Source organism: Arthrobacter sp. MDT1-49-2 (assembly GCF_059090185.1).
Genome location: NZ_JBNHFK010000011.1, coordinates 50,386 through 63,325 on the forward strand (window position 1 = coordinate 50,386; position 12,940 = coordinate 63,325).

The window sequence follows — 12,940 nt, forward strand, 5'->3', positions numbered from 1 at the left end:
TGCGCCCCTTCAACGGGGCACGGGCTGGCCGCCCCTGGACCTCCGCCCCTGGACCTCGGCGCCTGAACCTCCGCGCCTGAACCTCCGCGCCTTAACCTCGGCGCCTAGACCTTGGCGCCTAGACCTCGGCGCCGTCGTCGTTCTCGTCGCGATGTGCCGGGAGCCGGAAGAGCAGGTACGCCGCCGAGCCCGCGAAGAGCGCGATGGTGCCCAGCACCATGGCCAGGGGTGCGCCGCGCCAGAACATCGCGAACAGCAGCAGCATTAGCGGCCCGCCCAGTGCGCCGATCCAGGCCAGCACCACCAGCGGTTCACCGCTGCCCAGGGGCGGTGGTTCCGGCGGAGTGAAGCCGCCGTCGTCCTCGTCTTCCTCCGGCGCTGCGTAGTCCCTCGGGCCGGACATCGAAAGCGGCTGGTTCTCGAAGATGGCCCGGGTCCGCTCGGCAGGCGTGCCGGCCGGACCCGGAGCACCGTGTCGGGGACCGGAGTCCTCCTTCGGTGCCGGGGATTCCCGCTCGGCGGTACCGTCGCGACTGGTCCCGTCTGCGTCCATGTGTTCCAGCCGGGCGACCAGGTCCAGCCAGACTTCCTCGTCGGTGGATCCGCTGTGGTCGGGTTCGCGGTCAGTCATGAGCGGACTCCGGTGCTCGCCCGTTGGATGAATTGGTGGGACTGCTCGAAGATCAGCGGCGCGTCGTGGTCCATGGTGGCCACGTGGTAACTGTTCTCAAGCGGCACCACCTCAAGGTCGGTGTTGATCAGCCCGGACCGCAGCACATCCATGCTGGATTCGGGGACAATCGCATCCACGCGGGACCGGAAGGCCAGGACCGGTGCGGTCACCGACGGCAGCGACGCCGCGGTGTCACGGAAGAGCCGTCCCAGCTGGTGCACGGCCGCTACCGGCGTCCGCGGATAGGCTCCCTCGTCCTGTCCCTCCAGGCGGATGTCGTTGCCAATGGCAGGCACGGATCGGAGCACGTATTTCAGCACGCCCGCGTACCGGGCCCGCGGGTCGCCGATGGTCAGCCCGGGATTTACGACGACGACGCCGGCAACGGGCTGCCTCGCCGCGAGCCGCAGTGCCAGCGCGCCGCCCATGGACAGCCCCGCCGCGACGATAGTTCCGGCCCGCTTCCGCAAGGAGTGGTAGGCCAGCTCATATTCCCCGTACCACCGCTGCCAGGGGGTTCGTGCCAGTTCCTGCCATGTGGTCCCGTGTCCGGGCAGCAGCGGCAGGCTCACCGCGTAGCCCTGATCGGCCAGGTGACGGGCCCAGGCAGCCATGCTTACCGGGGAGCCGGTGAACCCGTGGCTCAGGAGCACACCCACGCCGGCATTGGCGCCGTGTCCCGCATAGTGAAAGGCGTCAGCGCCCGGGAGGGAAGTCATATCTCTATGGTTGCATTGCAGCGGGCATTTTCCACCCCGCAGGTAGCAAACTATTAGGGGGCGCGCACGCCGGAAATTCACCTGCAGTGCGCCGCCCGCATACAGTAGAGTCTGCGGAACCAACAGGTTCCCTAGTTTTGTTTGTCCGGACGGGAGATCAGGCCGCGTGTTCTATTGGGTGATGAAGACGATATTCATCGGGCCGGTGGTTAATCTTCTCTTCAGGCCCTGGGTGAAGGGGATGGATAACATTCCCGAGTCCGGTCCTGCCGTCCTGGTGAGTAACCACCTCTCATTCTCGGACTCGATCTTCCTGCCGCTCGCCGTGCCCCGCCCGGTGAGCTTCCTCGCGAAGAGCGACTACTTCAACGGCAAGGGCATCAAGGGCAAGCTCACGGCTGCGTTCTTCCGGCTCGCCAACCAGCTGCCCATGGACCGCTCCGGCGGTGCGGCCTCCGCCAGCTCGCTGAAGGCCGGTGTTGACGTACTTGAAAACGGCGGCCTGCTGGGCATTTACCCCGAGGGAACCCGCAGCCCGGACGGACGCCTCTACCGCGGCAAGACCGGTGTGGCCAAGCTGGTGCTCACTACCGGTGTCCCGGTGATACCCGTTGCCATGATCGGTACCGACAAGGTCCAGCCGATCGGACGCCGGATTCCCAACATCCGCCGGATCGGCATCATTGTGGGCGAGCCATTGGATTTCTCCCGGTACGCCGGACTGGAGAATGACCGCTTCATCCAGCGCTCGGTAACTGACGAAATCATGTATGAACTCATGCGCCTGTCCGGCCAGGAATACGTCGACGTATACGCCAGCACCGTCAAGGAGAAGAACGCCGCACGCAAGGGCGGCAAAGCCGCCGAAGCCCGCAGCGCCGCAGTCCGGCTCGGCACTGCGACGGCAGGGACCGATGCCCGCACCGATGCTCCCGCCGTCGATGTGCCGGACGGCGGTAAGGTGCCCGGCACGGTGACCGTTATTGGTGCCAAGGCCGCAGGCCCGGATGAGACGCCGAAGGACGCGAAGGCAGCCAAGGCTCCGCAGGGGAGTACGGCAGCGAATAAGGCCGCACGTGGTGAGCGTGCCGGAAAACGCCGGACACCCAAGGGCGCCTCGGACATCACCGGCTCCGGCACGGATGATGCATCAGCTACAGGCAACGGCAGCTCGTCCGCTGAACAGGACCGCCGCCCGCACTCGGCGTAATCTCGGCGTAATACCGCTGGGCGTCATACCGGTTTGCGGGAGCCCCCGCGCCGCCTATCCCCGTCCCTCGCCTCGGTCGGCCGGAACCGCCCGTGGGTTACGTTGCACGGCATCCGGCTAATATGACGCCCTTGTTTGTTCCGAGCAGGCAGCCAGTAGGCTTAAGCCGTGACGAACACACCCGTAAACAGCGATTCCCTTCCAACTACGCTCTCCGGAGCGGCCGCTACTGCTGCGAGCCACCCGGAACTGGATAACTGGCGTTCCCTGCCTATTGCCCAGCAGCCCACCTGGCAGGACGATCCCGGGTATAGCGCTGCCATAGCGGAACTGTCCATGGTGCCGCCGCTGGTATTTGCCGGTGAAGTGGACGTGCTCCGTTCCCGCCTGGCCGAGGCGGCGCAGGGCAAGGCCTTCCTGCTGCAGGGCGGCGATTGTGCAGAGACCTTCGAAGCCGCCACTGCGGACAAGATCAGTGCCCGTGTACGCACGTTGCTGCAGATGGCTGTGGTGCTCACCTACGGCGCCTCGGTGCCGGTGATCAAGATGGGGCGGATGGCGGGCCAGTTCGCCAAGCCGCGCTCCTCCAATGATGAGACCCGCGATGGCGTCACTCTGCCCGCCTACCGCGGCGACATGGTCAACGGCTTTGAGTTCACGCCGGAGTCCCGCCGGCACAATCCTGCCCGGATGGTCCGCGCGTACCACACCTCCGCTTCCACCTTGAACCTGATCCGTGCCTTTACCCAGGGCGGTTTTGCCGACCTGCGGCTGGTGCATCACTGGAACAAGGGCTTTACCTCGAACCCTGCGCACTCCCGGTACGAGTCCCTGGCACGCGAGATCGACCGGGCCGTCCGTTTTATGGATGCCTGCGGCGCGGATTTCGAGGCCCTCAAGCGGGTGGAGTTCTTTGCCAGCCATGAAGCCCTGCTGCTGGACTACGAGCGTGCCCTGACGCGCGTGGATTCCCGGACCGGGCAGCCCTATGACACGTCCGGGCACTTCCTCTGGATAGGGGAGCGGACGAGGGATCTCGACGCCGCCCACGTGGACTTCCTTTCCAAGGTGCGCAATCCCATCGGCGTCAAGCTCGGGCCGAAGACCAGTGCCGAGGATGCCCTCGCCCTGATCGACAAGCTGGATCCCAACCGCGAGCCTGGCAGGCTGACCTTCATCACCCGGATGGGGGCCAACAACATCCGCGAGAAGCTGCCGCCGCTGGTGGAGAAGGTCACGGCGTCCGGCGCCAAGGTCCTGTGGGTCACCGATCCGATGCACGGAAACACCGTGACATCGCCGAACGGCTACAAGACGAGGAACTTCGACGACGTGATGGACGAGGTCCGCGGGTTCTTCGAAGTGCATGATTCCCTGGGCACCTTCCCGGGCGGACTGCACGTGGAGATGACCGGTGACGACGTCGCCGAGTGCCTGGGCGGAGCCGACCCCATCGACCAGGATGCGTTTGTGGAGGGCTACGAATCGGTCTGTGACCCGCGGCTGAACCACATGCAGTCCCTCGAAATGGCGTTCCTGGTCGCCGGAGCCCTTTCTCGCCGGAGCTAGGTCAGAGACCTGAAAGGAGGGCTGCAGGAGATCTCCTGCAGCCCTCCTTTGTTCCTTGGCGCTGTTCCTTTGTGCGGCGGGTCCTAGACGACCTTGAGGATCACCGTGGACCCCTCGGGAGCCGTCCCGGCGCCGGGGTCCTGATCCCGGACCAGGCCCAGGAGGCCGCCGAGCAGGTTCTCCACCTGGACAGTGAATCCCCGGCCTTCGAGGTCGGCCCGTGCTTCCTCGGCGCGGCGCCCCACATAGTTCGGCACTTCCACCATCCGCGGCCCGAGGGAGATAGTCAGCGTCACGGTCTGACCTCTCTCCAGCAGTCCTGCTTCCGGCGTCTGGGAGACGACGGCGCCGGCCGGCACCGTGGCACTGTTGACCTTCTCGGGGGCAACGGCGGCGCTGAGGCCCGAATCCTCAATGGCCTTCACCGCGGCGTCCTCGTTCTGCCCGATTACCGACGGGACCTCGACCGGTGCTGGCCCCTTGGAGACCGTGACATCCACCGCGGCGCCGAGCCGGAGCATGGTGTCCGGGGTGGGCCACTGGCTGATGATCGCCCCGGCGGCCACTGTCTCGCTGTGTTCCTCCGTGACGCCGCCGAGGGTCAGCTCAGCGTCCGCCAGGTCCGATTCGGCGGCTTCCAAGGTGCGCTGGACAATGTTGGGTACTGCGAAGAGCTGGGGCCCCTTGGACACCAGCAGCGTCACCGGCTGATAACGGCGCACCTCGCCGGGTGCCGAAGGGTCGGTGCCGACGGCGAATCCGGCGGCCACCACTTCGTCATAGACCTCACTCGTGGTGAAATTCAGGCCTGCCCCGCCCAGTTGCTCACCGGCGTCGTCGGCGGCGGCATTACTGACATCCGGGATGGCAACCAGGGCGCCGGGACCGGCGCCGAAGAACCAGCCGGCGAATGCCGCGGCGCAAAGCAGGACGGTCAGCAGCAGGGCCAGCAGGACTCCCCGGCGGCCGGTCCTGCCGCTGCGCAGACCTACCTGCGGACGGTGGGCCTCGCGGTCGCTGTCGCGGAGCCGGTTACGGTCGGCACGCTTGGCCGCCCTGCGGCGCGCGCGGGCGCTTGCCGGCTCATCGCCGGTCCCGCCGTCCTCCTCCTCGTCCTCGAAGCCTTCGTCCGGATAACCGTCGGCAGTGCCGTCGCCTGCATCGCTGCCGGCGCCGAGTCCACCCGGAAATACCGTGGTGGCGTGCTCGCTGCGGCTGATTACTTCGGTGGAGTTCGCAGTGGGGCCGGCGGTGCCGTGCCCAAGGGCGGAGGCGTCAATGATGCTGGTGGGATCGGAGGTGCCCAGGACTTCCGTGGCACCGGCAGGTGTTGCGGTGCTCGTCAGGGCCTCTGTGGGGGCGTCCGGGGACGCGGAGCCGTCGCTGCACCGGAAGTCGAGTTCCTCGTCGCTGAGAGTGGCACGGATATGCCGGAGTTCACCCAGCAGTGCCCGCCCGTTGACCGGGCGTTCTTCGGGGTCCCGTGCAGTGCACCACCGCACCAGCTCGTCCAAATCCTCCGCCAGCCCCGGGCACAGGGCTGAGGGCGCCGGTACTGCCGAATGCACGTGGGCAAAGGCGACCTGGATGGGCGAGTCGCCGGTGAACGGCTGCCGTCCGGTCAGCATTTCATAGAGCATGATGCCCGCTGAATAGACATCGCTGCGTTCGTCGCCGCCGTCTCCGGTCACCAGTTCCGGGGCGAGATAGGCCACGGTCCCGACGAGGGTTCCGGTGTTGGTGCTGGTGGACACTGCGCGGGCGAGGCCGAAGTCGGCGATTTTGATCCGGCCGTTGTCTGCCAGCAGCACGTTCTCGGGTTTGACATCACGGTGGACCAGGCCGGCGTCGTGGGCCGCGGCCAGGCCCTCGACCACCGCATCCATCAGTGCCAGCGCAAGCCGGGGGGAGAGGGCCCGGCGCTCGTCCAGCAGTCCCCGCAGGGTTCGTCCGGGGACATATTCCATGACCAGATAGGCGAGGGAGTCGGTGATGCCCTGATCCAGTACGCCCACCACATGGGGATGCGAAAGGCGTGCCGCCGACTTGGCCTCGCTCTCGAAACGCCGAAGGAAACCTCGGTCGGCGGCCAGATGAGGGAACAGCACTTTCAGCGCTACGTCGCGGTCCAGCCGGCGGTCGGTAGCGAGGTAGACACTGGACATGCCGCCGCGCGCGATCAGCGACCGGACGAAGTAGCGGTCATCCACCAGCGTGTCTACGAGGGAGTCTTTCACGGGATCATGCACTCTTCGATCCTAGTGGGGACAGACGGAAGGGTCCGGATCGACACCCGATCCGGACCCTTCCGCTGCACCCTGCGGTTCTTCCGGTTACTGGAAGGTGGCCCGGTGTGCCAGCACGGAGCTGACGTAGCTGCGTGTGTCGGAGAACATGCCGTTGGTGGTCACGGAGTACTGGCCCTGGTAGTAGGACGCAATGGCGTTCTCCAGGCTGTCGCTGGTCCGGATCAGCGCGCTGATAATGGCGACGCCGGCCGTGGCGTTGTCATACGGATCCAGCAGGTTCAGCTCGCGGCCCACCAGCTGGGAGGCCCACTCGCCCGAGGACGGGATGACCTGCATGGTGCCGATGGCGTTGGCGGGGGAGACAGCGCGCTGATCGAAACCGGACTCCTGCATGGCGAAGGCCTGGGCGAGAGCGGGATCGACACCCATCTGCGCAGCGGTATTGGCAACGATCTGCTGCATCTCGGCGCGGCTGGGCACGGGCAGGGAGTTCAGGGTCTGCTTGTTCAGGTTGGCACCGGCCACCACGTGCTCGGGGTAGGTGTAGTGCAGGAACGTGCTGGGCACCAGATCCGTCGGGGCCGCTGCTACCGGTGCCGAGGAGGCAATGCTTACGGTCCCGACGCCGCTGACGCTGATCTGCTGTCCGGGACGGATGACGGAAGAGGAGTTCAGGCCGTTGGCGGCGAGGACGCTCGACAGGCTCACGCCGTGTTCCGCGGCGATGGCGCCGAGCGTATCGCCGGGCTTCACTGTGTAGGTATCGGCGGTCGCGCCGCCGGCCTGGACCTCGGCGGGTGCCGGTGCTGCGGGCGCAGCGGGAGCGGCGGGCGGCGCCGACGGGGCTGCTCCCTTCACCACGATGGACTGGCCGGGGTAAATGACCGATGTGAGGGTCAGGTTGTTCGCAGCGAGGATGCTGGACAGGGCAACACCGTGCCGGGCCGCAATGGCGCTGAGCGTATCCCCGGAAACCACCGTGTAGGTGCCCGATTCCTGGCCGGCCTTCTTCTCGGGAGCAGCGGGGGCCGCGGTTCCGGTAAGGCGGAGCTCCTTGCCGGCAAAGATCAGGGACGACGGCTGCAGGTTATTGACCCGCAGCACCTCGGCCACTGACAGGCCGTACTGGGCCGCGATGGAGGTTACGGTATCGCCGGCGGCAATGCGGTGGGTGGCCGGCACCGAGGATTCGGCAGCGAGCGTGGCGGGGACCTGGGTGGCCAGCTGGGAAGCGGCGACGCCGGTCGCTGCACCCGTATTCAGGTTTTTGATGGCCTGCAGCGGAAGCTGGGGGAACAGCGTGTTCTGCGGAGAGACAGGAGCAGCGGCAGCGGGTTCTGCGAGGGCCAGCGCGGACATCATCACTGCAGGAATCGCGGCGGTTGTCACGGCAACACTCAGTTTGCGCGGCATTCCGGTTGCAGCGGGGCGCGCGGCAGGCGTTCCCGTTGTCGACTCAGCGTTCATAGGGTTGCTGTTTCCTCATCTGTGATGGCCGCGGCCTTTACCGCAAATCCGTGGGACAAAAACAAGTAGTGCAACAGGTATGGTGCCTGTGGCTTATGTGACTAGTGTTGCTTAGGTTACACATGTGATTTCAGGTACTCATGTGAATTTACACCAAGCAGGCTCGGGGACAATACCTGAGTATCGGATTTAGGGTTTCTTTTACGCGTCGGAATGCCCAAGTGGCCCGGATTCGGCGGACATGGCACCCTTGAAGGGTGAATGAACTTGAGGAACTTGTTTCTGACTGGCTGACCCTGCCCGACGTGGCTGAACAACTCGACCTGCCCATTAACAAGGTGCATAGCCTCCTGGAGGAGCGGGCCCTCGTGGCCGTGCGCCTGGGGGAGCGGAAGATCCGCAGCGTCCCCGCTGCCTTTATTAACGACGGCGCCATCCTGGACAGCCTTAAGGGCACCATCTCGGTACTCAATGACGCAGGCTTCCAGGACGACGAGATGATCCGCTGGCTTTTCACCGCGGATGACACTCTTCCTGGCCGCCCCGTGGATGCCCTGCGTGAAGGCCGCAAGACGGAGATCCGGCGCCGGGCCCAGGCCCTGGCCTGGTAGCAGGCGGCCCCCGCGTCCGGCGGGATTCCGGCTCCCTGTATATAACCGTATATATGGAGATATAGGGAGCCGATAATCGGCACCGATCGACGCAAAATACAGGGAACGGCCCCGCCTTCGGGCGGGGCCGTTTTCTGTTGGGGAACCGCCCCGGATCTAAGAACTGCGCCGAACGGCAGAGTGGGCGAGTGCCTCCAGCGCCGACCGCGTCACGGGATCCACGGGGAGGGCCTCGAGTGCTGCGAATGCAGCCTCGGTGTGGCTGCTGATCAGGGCTTCGGTAGCCGCCAGCGCTCCGCTGTCCTCAATGACGCTGCGGAGCACCCGCACGCCGTCGTCGTCGAGGGCGGGGTCGCCCAGGCGGAGGGCGATCTCCCGCCGCGCATCCTCGCCGCCGCCGGACAGGGCATAGGCAATGAGCACTGTCCGCTTGCCTTCGCGCAGGTCATCACCCGCCGGCTTCCCGGTAGTCTGCGGATCACCGAAGACCCCAAGCACGTCGTCGCGGAGCTGGAAGGCTTCGCCCAGGGGAAGGGCAAAGCGCGAGTAGGCCGCCAGCAGTTCCTCGTTGGCGCCGGCCAGGGCACCGCCCAGGGTCAGTGGATGCTCGGTGGTGTACTTGGCCGCCTTGTACCGCAGGATGTTCCGCGCCCGGACAACGGCGCGTTCGGGCTCATGGCTGGGTCCGACCACCTCTTCGAGGATGTCCAGGTACTGGCCGGCCATCACCTCGGTGCGCATCCGGTTGAAAATCCGCCGGGCCGCAGTGCCGTGGGCCGCTGGAGCGCCGACGGCGGAGAACATTTCCTCGCTGAATGCCAGGCAGAGATCCCCGGCGAGGATGCCCGCGGACGAACCGAAGTGTGATCCGTCCAGGTGCCAGTTGGCGTCCTGGTGTGCCTGTGAAAAGGTGCGGTGCACGCTGGGGCCGCCGCGGCGGGTATCGGAACGGTCAATGATGTCGTCATGGATCAGTGCTGCACTCTGGAAGAGTTCCAGGGCCACCCCCGCACGGACCGCGGCTGCATCCAGCGGTTCGCCGCCGGCTCCCCGCCAGCCCCAGTACGCAAGGAGGGCACGGAGCCGTTTGCCTCCCCGAGAGAGGTTATGCACTGCCTGAAGCAGCGGCAGCGCTTCCTCGGAGACCTCGGAGAGGACCTCATGCTGTGTTGCCAGGAAGCTTTCCAGCTCCTCGGCCAGCAGGCTTCGGTAGGCAGCCTGCTCCTGTTCCGGGGTGTGGACGGCGGGGGTGCTCCGGGCGGGGGAGGAGGGGAAGTCAGCCACGGGTTATTTCACCGACTCGGCAAGGACGGTGGCGCCAACGGTGACCGTGGAAGGTTCGCCGTTCCGTGCGGTGACCGTCACGTTTACAGTTTCGGGTTCCGCCGAGGTGGCTCGGATGTAGTCCCGTGATGCCGGGGCGCCGGCAGCGGACTCAGCAGCGGTGAACCCCTGCGCCGTGAGCGCCTTGTCGTAAAAGGCGAACACGTCCGCGGGCGGCGCCGTCGTGGATTCAACCAGTACGGCACTCACCTGCGTGCCGGTCCGGTCCACAGTGCTGGAGCGGATCTCGGCACCGTCCAGCACGGGAATCAGCGCAGTGGGGAACCCGTCCGCCAGTGCTACCGGGGAGGGGGACGCACTGGCAGTGGCGGCGGGTCCGGACTCCGCCGGGAGGGAGGCGCCTGCAGTCTGGCCCGCGGATGCAGAGGCGGCCGAATCCGTGCCGCCTTCCTCGGTGCATCCGGCAGCAACCAGGAGAAGGAGAACGGCAGAGAGCGCAGTCAGGGACTTTTTCATTGATTTCCGCTCGGTGGGGGTCAGGGTCCTGCACCCAAGTCTAGGTGACCGCCGCGGGTGTGCAGGAAGGCGGACAGGGGGTGCCGGTGGCTACGATGAAGGGGTGAGCAAAGGCCCCGACGGCGGCAGCGGCAACCGCGACTGCACCATCCTGCATGTGGACATGGATGCCTTTTATGTGTCCGTGGAACTGCTAAAGCGCCCCGACCTCCTCGGCAAGCCGGTGATCGTCGGGGGACTCGGCGGCCGGTCCGTGGTCCTTTCCGCCTCCTATGAGGCGAGGCGCTACGGGGTCCGTTCGGCCATGCCGATGGCCGTTGCCCGGCGCCAGTGCCCGCAGGCCACCGTGCTGGAACCGCATCAGGAGGTCTACCGCTCCTTCAGCAGGAAGCTGATGGAGATATTTGAATCCATTACCCCGCTGGTGGAGCAGCTCAGTGTCGATGAGGCTTTCCTGGACATCTCCGGGTCCATGCGCAGGTTGGGTGCGCCCAGGGAGATCGGCGAGTTGATCCGCGAACGGGTGGCAGCAGAGATGGGCATGACGGCAAGCGTGGGCATTGCCGCCACCAAGTTCGTGGCCAAGATCGCCTCCACGCGGTGTAAGCCGAACGGTCTGCTTCTGGTTCCCAAGGAGCAGACCGTGGACTTCCTTCACACTCTGGATGTCTCCGCCCTGTGGGGAGTGGGCGCAAAGACCCGCGAAGTCCTGGCACGGGTAGGCATTGCCACTGTGGCTGACGTAGCCAACACTCCGCCGAGCGTTCTCCGCCGGCTGCTTGGCGCTGTGGGCGATCATGTGTACGAACTGTCCTGGGGACGGGATGCCCGTCAGGTGACCCCTGTCCGGAAGGAAAAGAGCATTGGTGCAGAGGAAACCTTCGCCAGGGACGTCAGCGATGACGAGGTGCTGCGCACCGAACTGCTGCGACTGGCTCATCGAAGCGCTGTCCGGCTGCGTGCCGCCGGCCTGCAGTGCCGTGCGGTATCCCTGAAGCTGCGGTATACGGATTTCACAACGCTGACCCGCAGCCGCACCCTGACCGAGCCGGTGGACAGCGCCCAGATGATCTACGAAGCTGCCAGGGGGCTGCTCTCGGCCCTGGGCAAGCGGCCGCAAAGCGTGCGCCTGATCGGACTCCGGGCCGAACAGCTGGAACCGGCCCAGGGTGCAGCCATGCAGCTGACACTGGACGGCAGGGAAGATAACTGGCGCTCCACCGAGGACGCCCTTGACCGGATTAACCGGCGGTTCGGCGAAATGGGAGTTGTTCCGGCCAGGCTCATCGCTCCGGCCCAACCAAGGACAACGGACGGAAGGAAAGCCGCCCCGGGGGACTGACCGGCGGGAGGAACTGCGGGCGGTGGAGACCGGCGCCGTGCCCTGGACCGATTAGGTAGATGCGCCGCTTTCGTGGGGACCCGTTGCACCCTATCCTTGGAATAAGTGCAAAGCAGCAGCGGGCCTGCGCAGGGAACACCCGGCGCCACACGTTCGTTGGTTGGTTTACAGGGGCAGAATCGGACGGCAAGGAGGCAGCAATGGCACTCTCGGAACACGAGCAGCGCTTGCTGGATCAACTGGAGCAGCAACTACACGCCGAGGACCCGAAATTCGCGAACTCGATGGCGACGTCGGCTGGCCGGGGTATCTCGACGAGGCGCATAGTGCTTGGTGCCTTGATGGCGGTTTTGGGACTGGCAGTGCTTTTGCTGGGCATTACTGAAGCCGGCATTGTCGTGGGCGTGATCGGATTCCTCGTCATGGGCGCCGGGGTCTACTACGCGACCACGCGCGGTCGGAAGAACCCGCCCAAAGCCACGGATGGCCGGAAGGAACGTGAGCCCACTTCCCAGCGCGGGTTCATGAACAACCTCGAAAACAAGTGGGACGAGCGTAAGCGGGACCAGCCCTAAGCGGGCCCGCCGGCCGGCCCCTGGGCCGATGCTCCGATCCCGAAAAAGACCCGCCACGGCGGGTCTTTTTTTGTGCCCGGGACCTGCACACCGCGGGGAATTCCCTCCACCCCGCTCCACAGGCAGGTATCCGCGGAATTTCGCGGGTTTTCGGATCCGACGCGCCCGGAAATCACCACGCCAGAGCGTTGACTGTGGAGGGAAGTGGAGTAAAGTGGGGGACATAAGAGGGTAGGGGCGGTACTCGAGGGGTTTGCCCCCGATCAGACGGGGTGGTGACTGATGTTCCTGGGAACACATTCACCGCGTCTGGATGAGAAGGGGCGGCTGATCCTGCCGGCCAAGTTCCGCGAGGAACTGGCTGACGGCCTCGTCCTGACCAGAGGTCAGGAACGCTGCATCTACGTCTTCAGCCAGAAGGAATTCGAACGGGTCCACGACCAGATGAGGGAAGCTCCACTTTCCTCCCGCCAGGCACGTGACTACATTCGGGTCTTTCTGTCCGGAGCCTCCGATGAAGTACCAGACAAGCAGGGCCGGGTCACCATACCGCCGGCACTGCGGACGTACGCAGGACTCGGACGCGAACTGGCCGTCATCGGCGCAGGCACGCGGGCCGAGATCTGGGATGCGGGTGCCTGGCAGAACTACCTGGAGGAACAGGAAACCGCGTTCTCGGAAACCGACGAGGACACGATTCCCGGGATCTTCTAGCACCACCGGCA

The 12,940-nt window shown here is 65.8% G+C and carries 11 protein-coding genes and 1 pseudogene; 6 read left to right on the forward strand and 6 right to left on the reverse strand.

The genetic code is table 11. The features are described from left to right. Window positions 1-118 precede the first annotated feature (118 nt). Both AC5RTS_RS14765 and AC5RTS_RS14770 read right to left on the reverse strand, forming a co-directional pair. A complete protein-coding gene (locus tag AC5RTS_RS14765; RefSeq protein WP_493992767.1) occupies window positions 119-631 on the reverse strand; it encodes a hypothetical protein in 513 nt (170 codons plus the stop codon). Then, window positions 628-1,392, reverse strand: coding sequence for an alpha/beta hydrolase (locus AC5RTS_RS14770; RefSeq protein WP_493992768.1), 765 nt, complete (start codon window positions 1,390-1,392; stop codon window positions 628-630). The genes AC5RTS_RS14765 and AC5RTS_RS14770 overlap by 4 nt, the downstream gene beginning before the upstream one ends. Window positions 1,393-1,558: 166 nt before the next feature. Between AC5RTS_RS14770 and AC5RTS_RS14775 the strand changes: the two are divergent. Both AC5RTS_RS14775 and AC5RTS_RS14780 read left to right on the forward strand, forming a co-directional pair. Further along, window positions 1,559-2,239, forward strand: a pseudogene (locus AC5RTS_RS14775) (lysophospholipid acyltransferase family protein); the annotation flags it as partial. A gap of 531 nt (window positions 2,240-2,770) precedes the next feature. Then, window positions 2,771-4,171, forward strand: coding sequence for a class II 3-deoxy-7-phosphoheptulonate synthase (locus tag AC5RTS_RS14780; protein ID WP_493992769.1), 1,401 nt, complete (start codon window positions 2,771-2,773; stop codon window positions 4,169-4,171). A gap of 83 nt (window positions 4,172-4,254) precedes the next feature. Here AC5RTS_RS14780 and AC5RTS_RS14785 read toward each other — a convergent pair whose 3' ends face one another. Both AC5RTS_RS14785 and AC5RTS_RS14790 read right to left on the reverse strand, forming a co-directional pair. Further along, window positions 4,255-6,420 carry a Stk1 family PASTA domain-containing Ser/Thr kinase gene (locus AC5RTS_RS14785; protein WP_493992770.1) on the reverse strand — a complete coding sequence of 722 codons (2,166 nt, stop codon included), beginning with the start codon at window positions 6,418-6,420 and terminating at the stop codon, window positions 4,255-4,257. Window positions 6,421-6,504: 84 nt separating this feature from the next. Next, window positions 6,505-7,809 carry a LysM peptidoglycan-binding domain-containing protein gene (locus AC5RTS_RS14790; RefSeq protein ID WP_493992771.1) on the reverse strand — a complete coding sequence of 435 codons (1,305 nt, stop codon included), beginning with the start codon at window positions 7,807-7,809 and terminating at the stop codon, window positions 6,505-6,507. Between the two features lie 335 nt (window positions 7,810-8,144). On the opposite strand from AC5RTS_RS14790, the gene AC5RTS_RS14795 reads away from it, so the two are divergent. Beyond that, window positions 8,145-8,498, forward strand: a complete 354-nt coding sequence (locus tag AC5RTS_RS14795) for an Rv2175c family DNA-binding protein (RefSeq protein WP_493992772.1) — start codon at window positions 8,145-8,147, stop codon at window positions 8,496-8,498. Between the two features lie 156 nt (window positions 8,499-8,654). Here the strand turns inward: AC5RTS_RS14795 and AC5RTS_RS14800 are convergent, their stop codons facing one another. Further along, window positions 8,655-9,782: a polyprenyl synthetase family protein gene (locus tag AC5RTS_RS14800; protein ID WP_493992773.1), complete on the reverse strand. Its 1,128-nt coding sequence runs from the start codon at window positions 9,780-9,782 to the stop codon at window positions 8,655-8,657. 3 nt (window positions 9,783-9,785) lie between these two features. Further along, window positions 9,786-10,298 carry a hypothetical protein gene (locus AC5RTS_RS14805; protein ID WP_493992774.1) on the reverse strand — a complete coding sequence of 171 codons (513 nt, stop codon included), beginning with the start codon at window positions 10,296-10,298 and terminating at the stop codon, window positions 9,786-9,788. A 103-nt stretch (window positions 10,299-10,401) separates the two neighbouring features. On the opposite strand from AC5RTS_RS14805, the gene dinB reads away from it, so the two are divergent. The 3 genes from dinB to mraZ all read left to right on the forward strand — a co-directional run bounded on the left by dinB (window position 10,402) and on the right by mraZ (window position 12,929). Then, entirely contained in the window at window positions 10,402-11,640 is a 1,239-nt protein-coding gene (gene dinB, locus AC5RTS_RS14810; RefSeq protein WP_493992775.1) for a DNA polymerase IV, read from the forward strand. Between the two features lie 200 nt (window positions 11,641-11,840). After that, window positions 11,841-12,215, forward strand: coding sequence for an SCO2097 family morphological protein (locus AC5RTS_RS14815; RefSeq protein WP_493992776.1), 375 nt, complete (start codon window positions 11,841-11,843; stop codon window positions 12,213-12,215). A 282-nt stretch (window positions 12,216-12,497) separates the two neighbouring features. Continuing rightward, entirely contained in the window at window positions 12,498-12,929 is a 432-nt protein-coding gene (gene mraZ / locus AC5RTS_RS14820) for a division/cell wall cluster transcriptional repressor MraZ (protein WP_493992777.1), read from the forward strand. The last annotated feature ends 11 nt before the right edge of the window (window positions 12,930-12,940 follow it).

Bases quoted from the DNA above. Each gene is read 5' to 3' on its own strand.
- AC5RTS_RS14765 (WP_493992767.1), bottom strand. From the start codon at position 631: ATGACTGACCGCGAACCCGACCACAGCGGATCCACCGACGAGGAAGTC.
- AC5RTS_RS14770 (WP_493992768.1), bottom strand. From the start codon at position 1,392: ATGACTTCCCTCCCGGGCGCTGACGCCTTTCACTATGCGGGACACGGC.
- AC5RTS_RS14805 (WP_493992774.1), bottom strand. From the start codon at position 10,298: ATGAAAAAGTCCCTGACTGCGCTCTCTGCCGTTCTCCTTCTCCTGGTT.
- AC5RTS_RS14815 (WP_493992776.1), top strand. From the start codon at position 11,841: ATGGCACTCTCGGAACACGAGCAGCGCTTGCTGGATCAACTGGAGCAG.
- mraZ (WP_493992777.1), top strand. From the start codon at position 12,498: ATGTTCCTGGGAACACATTCACCGCGTCTGGATGAGAAGGGGCGGCTG.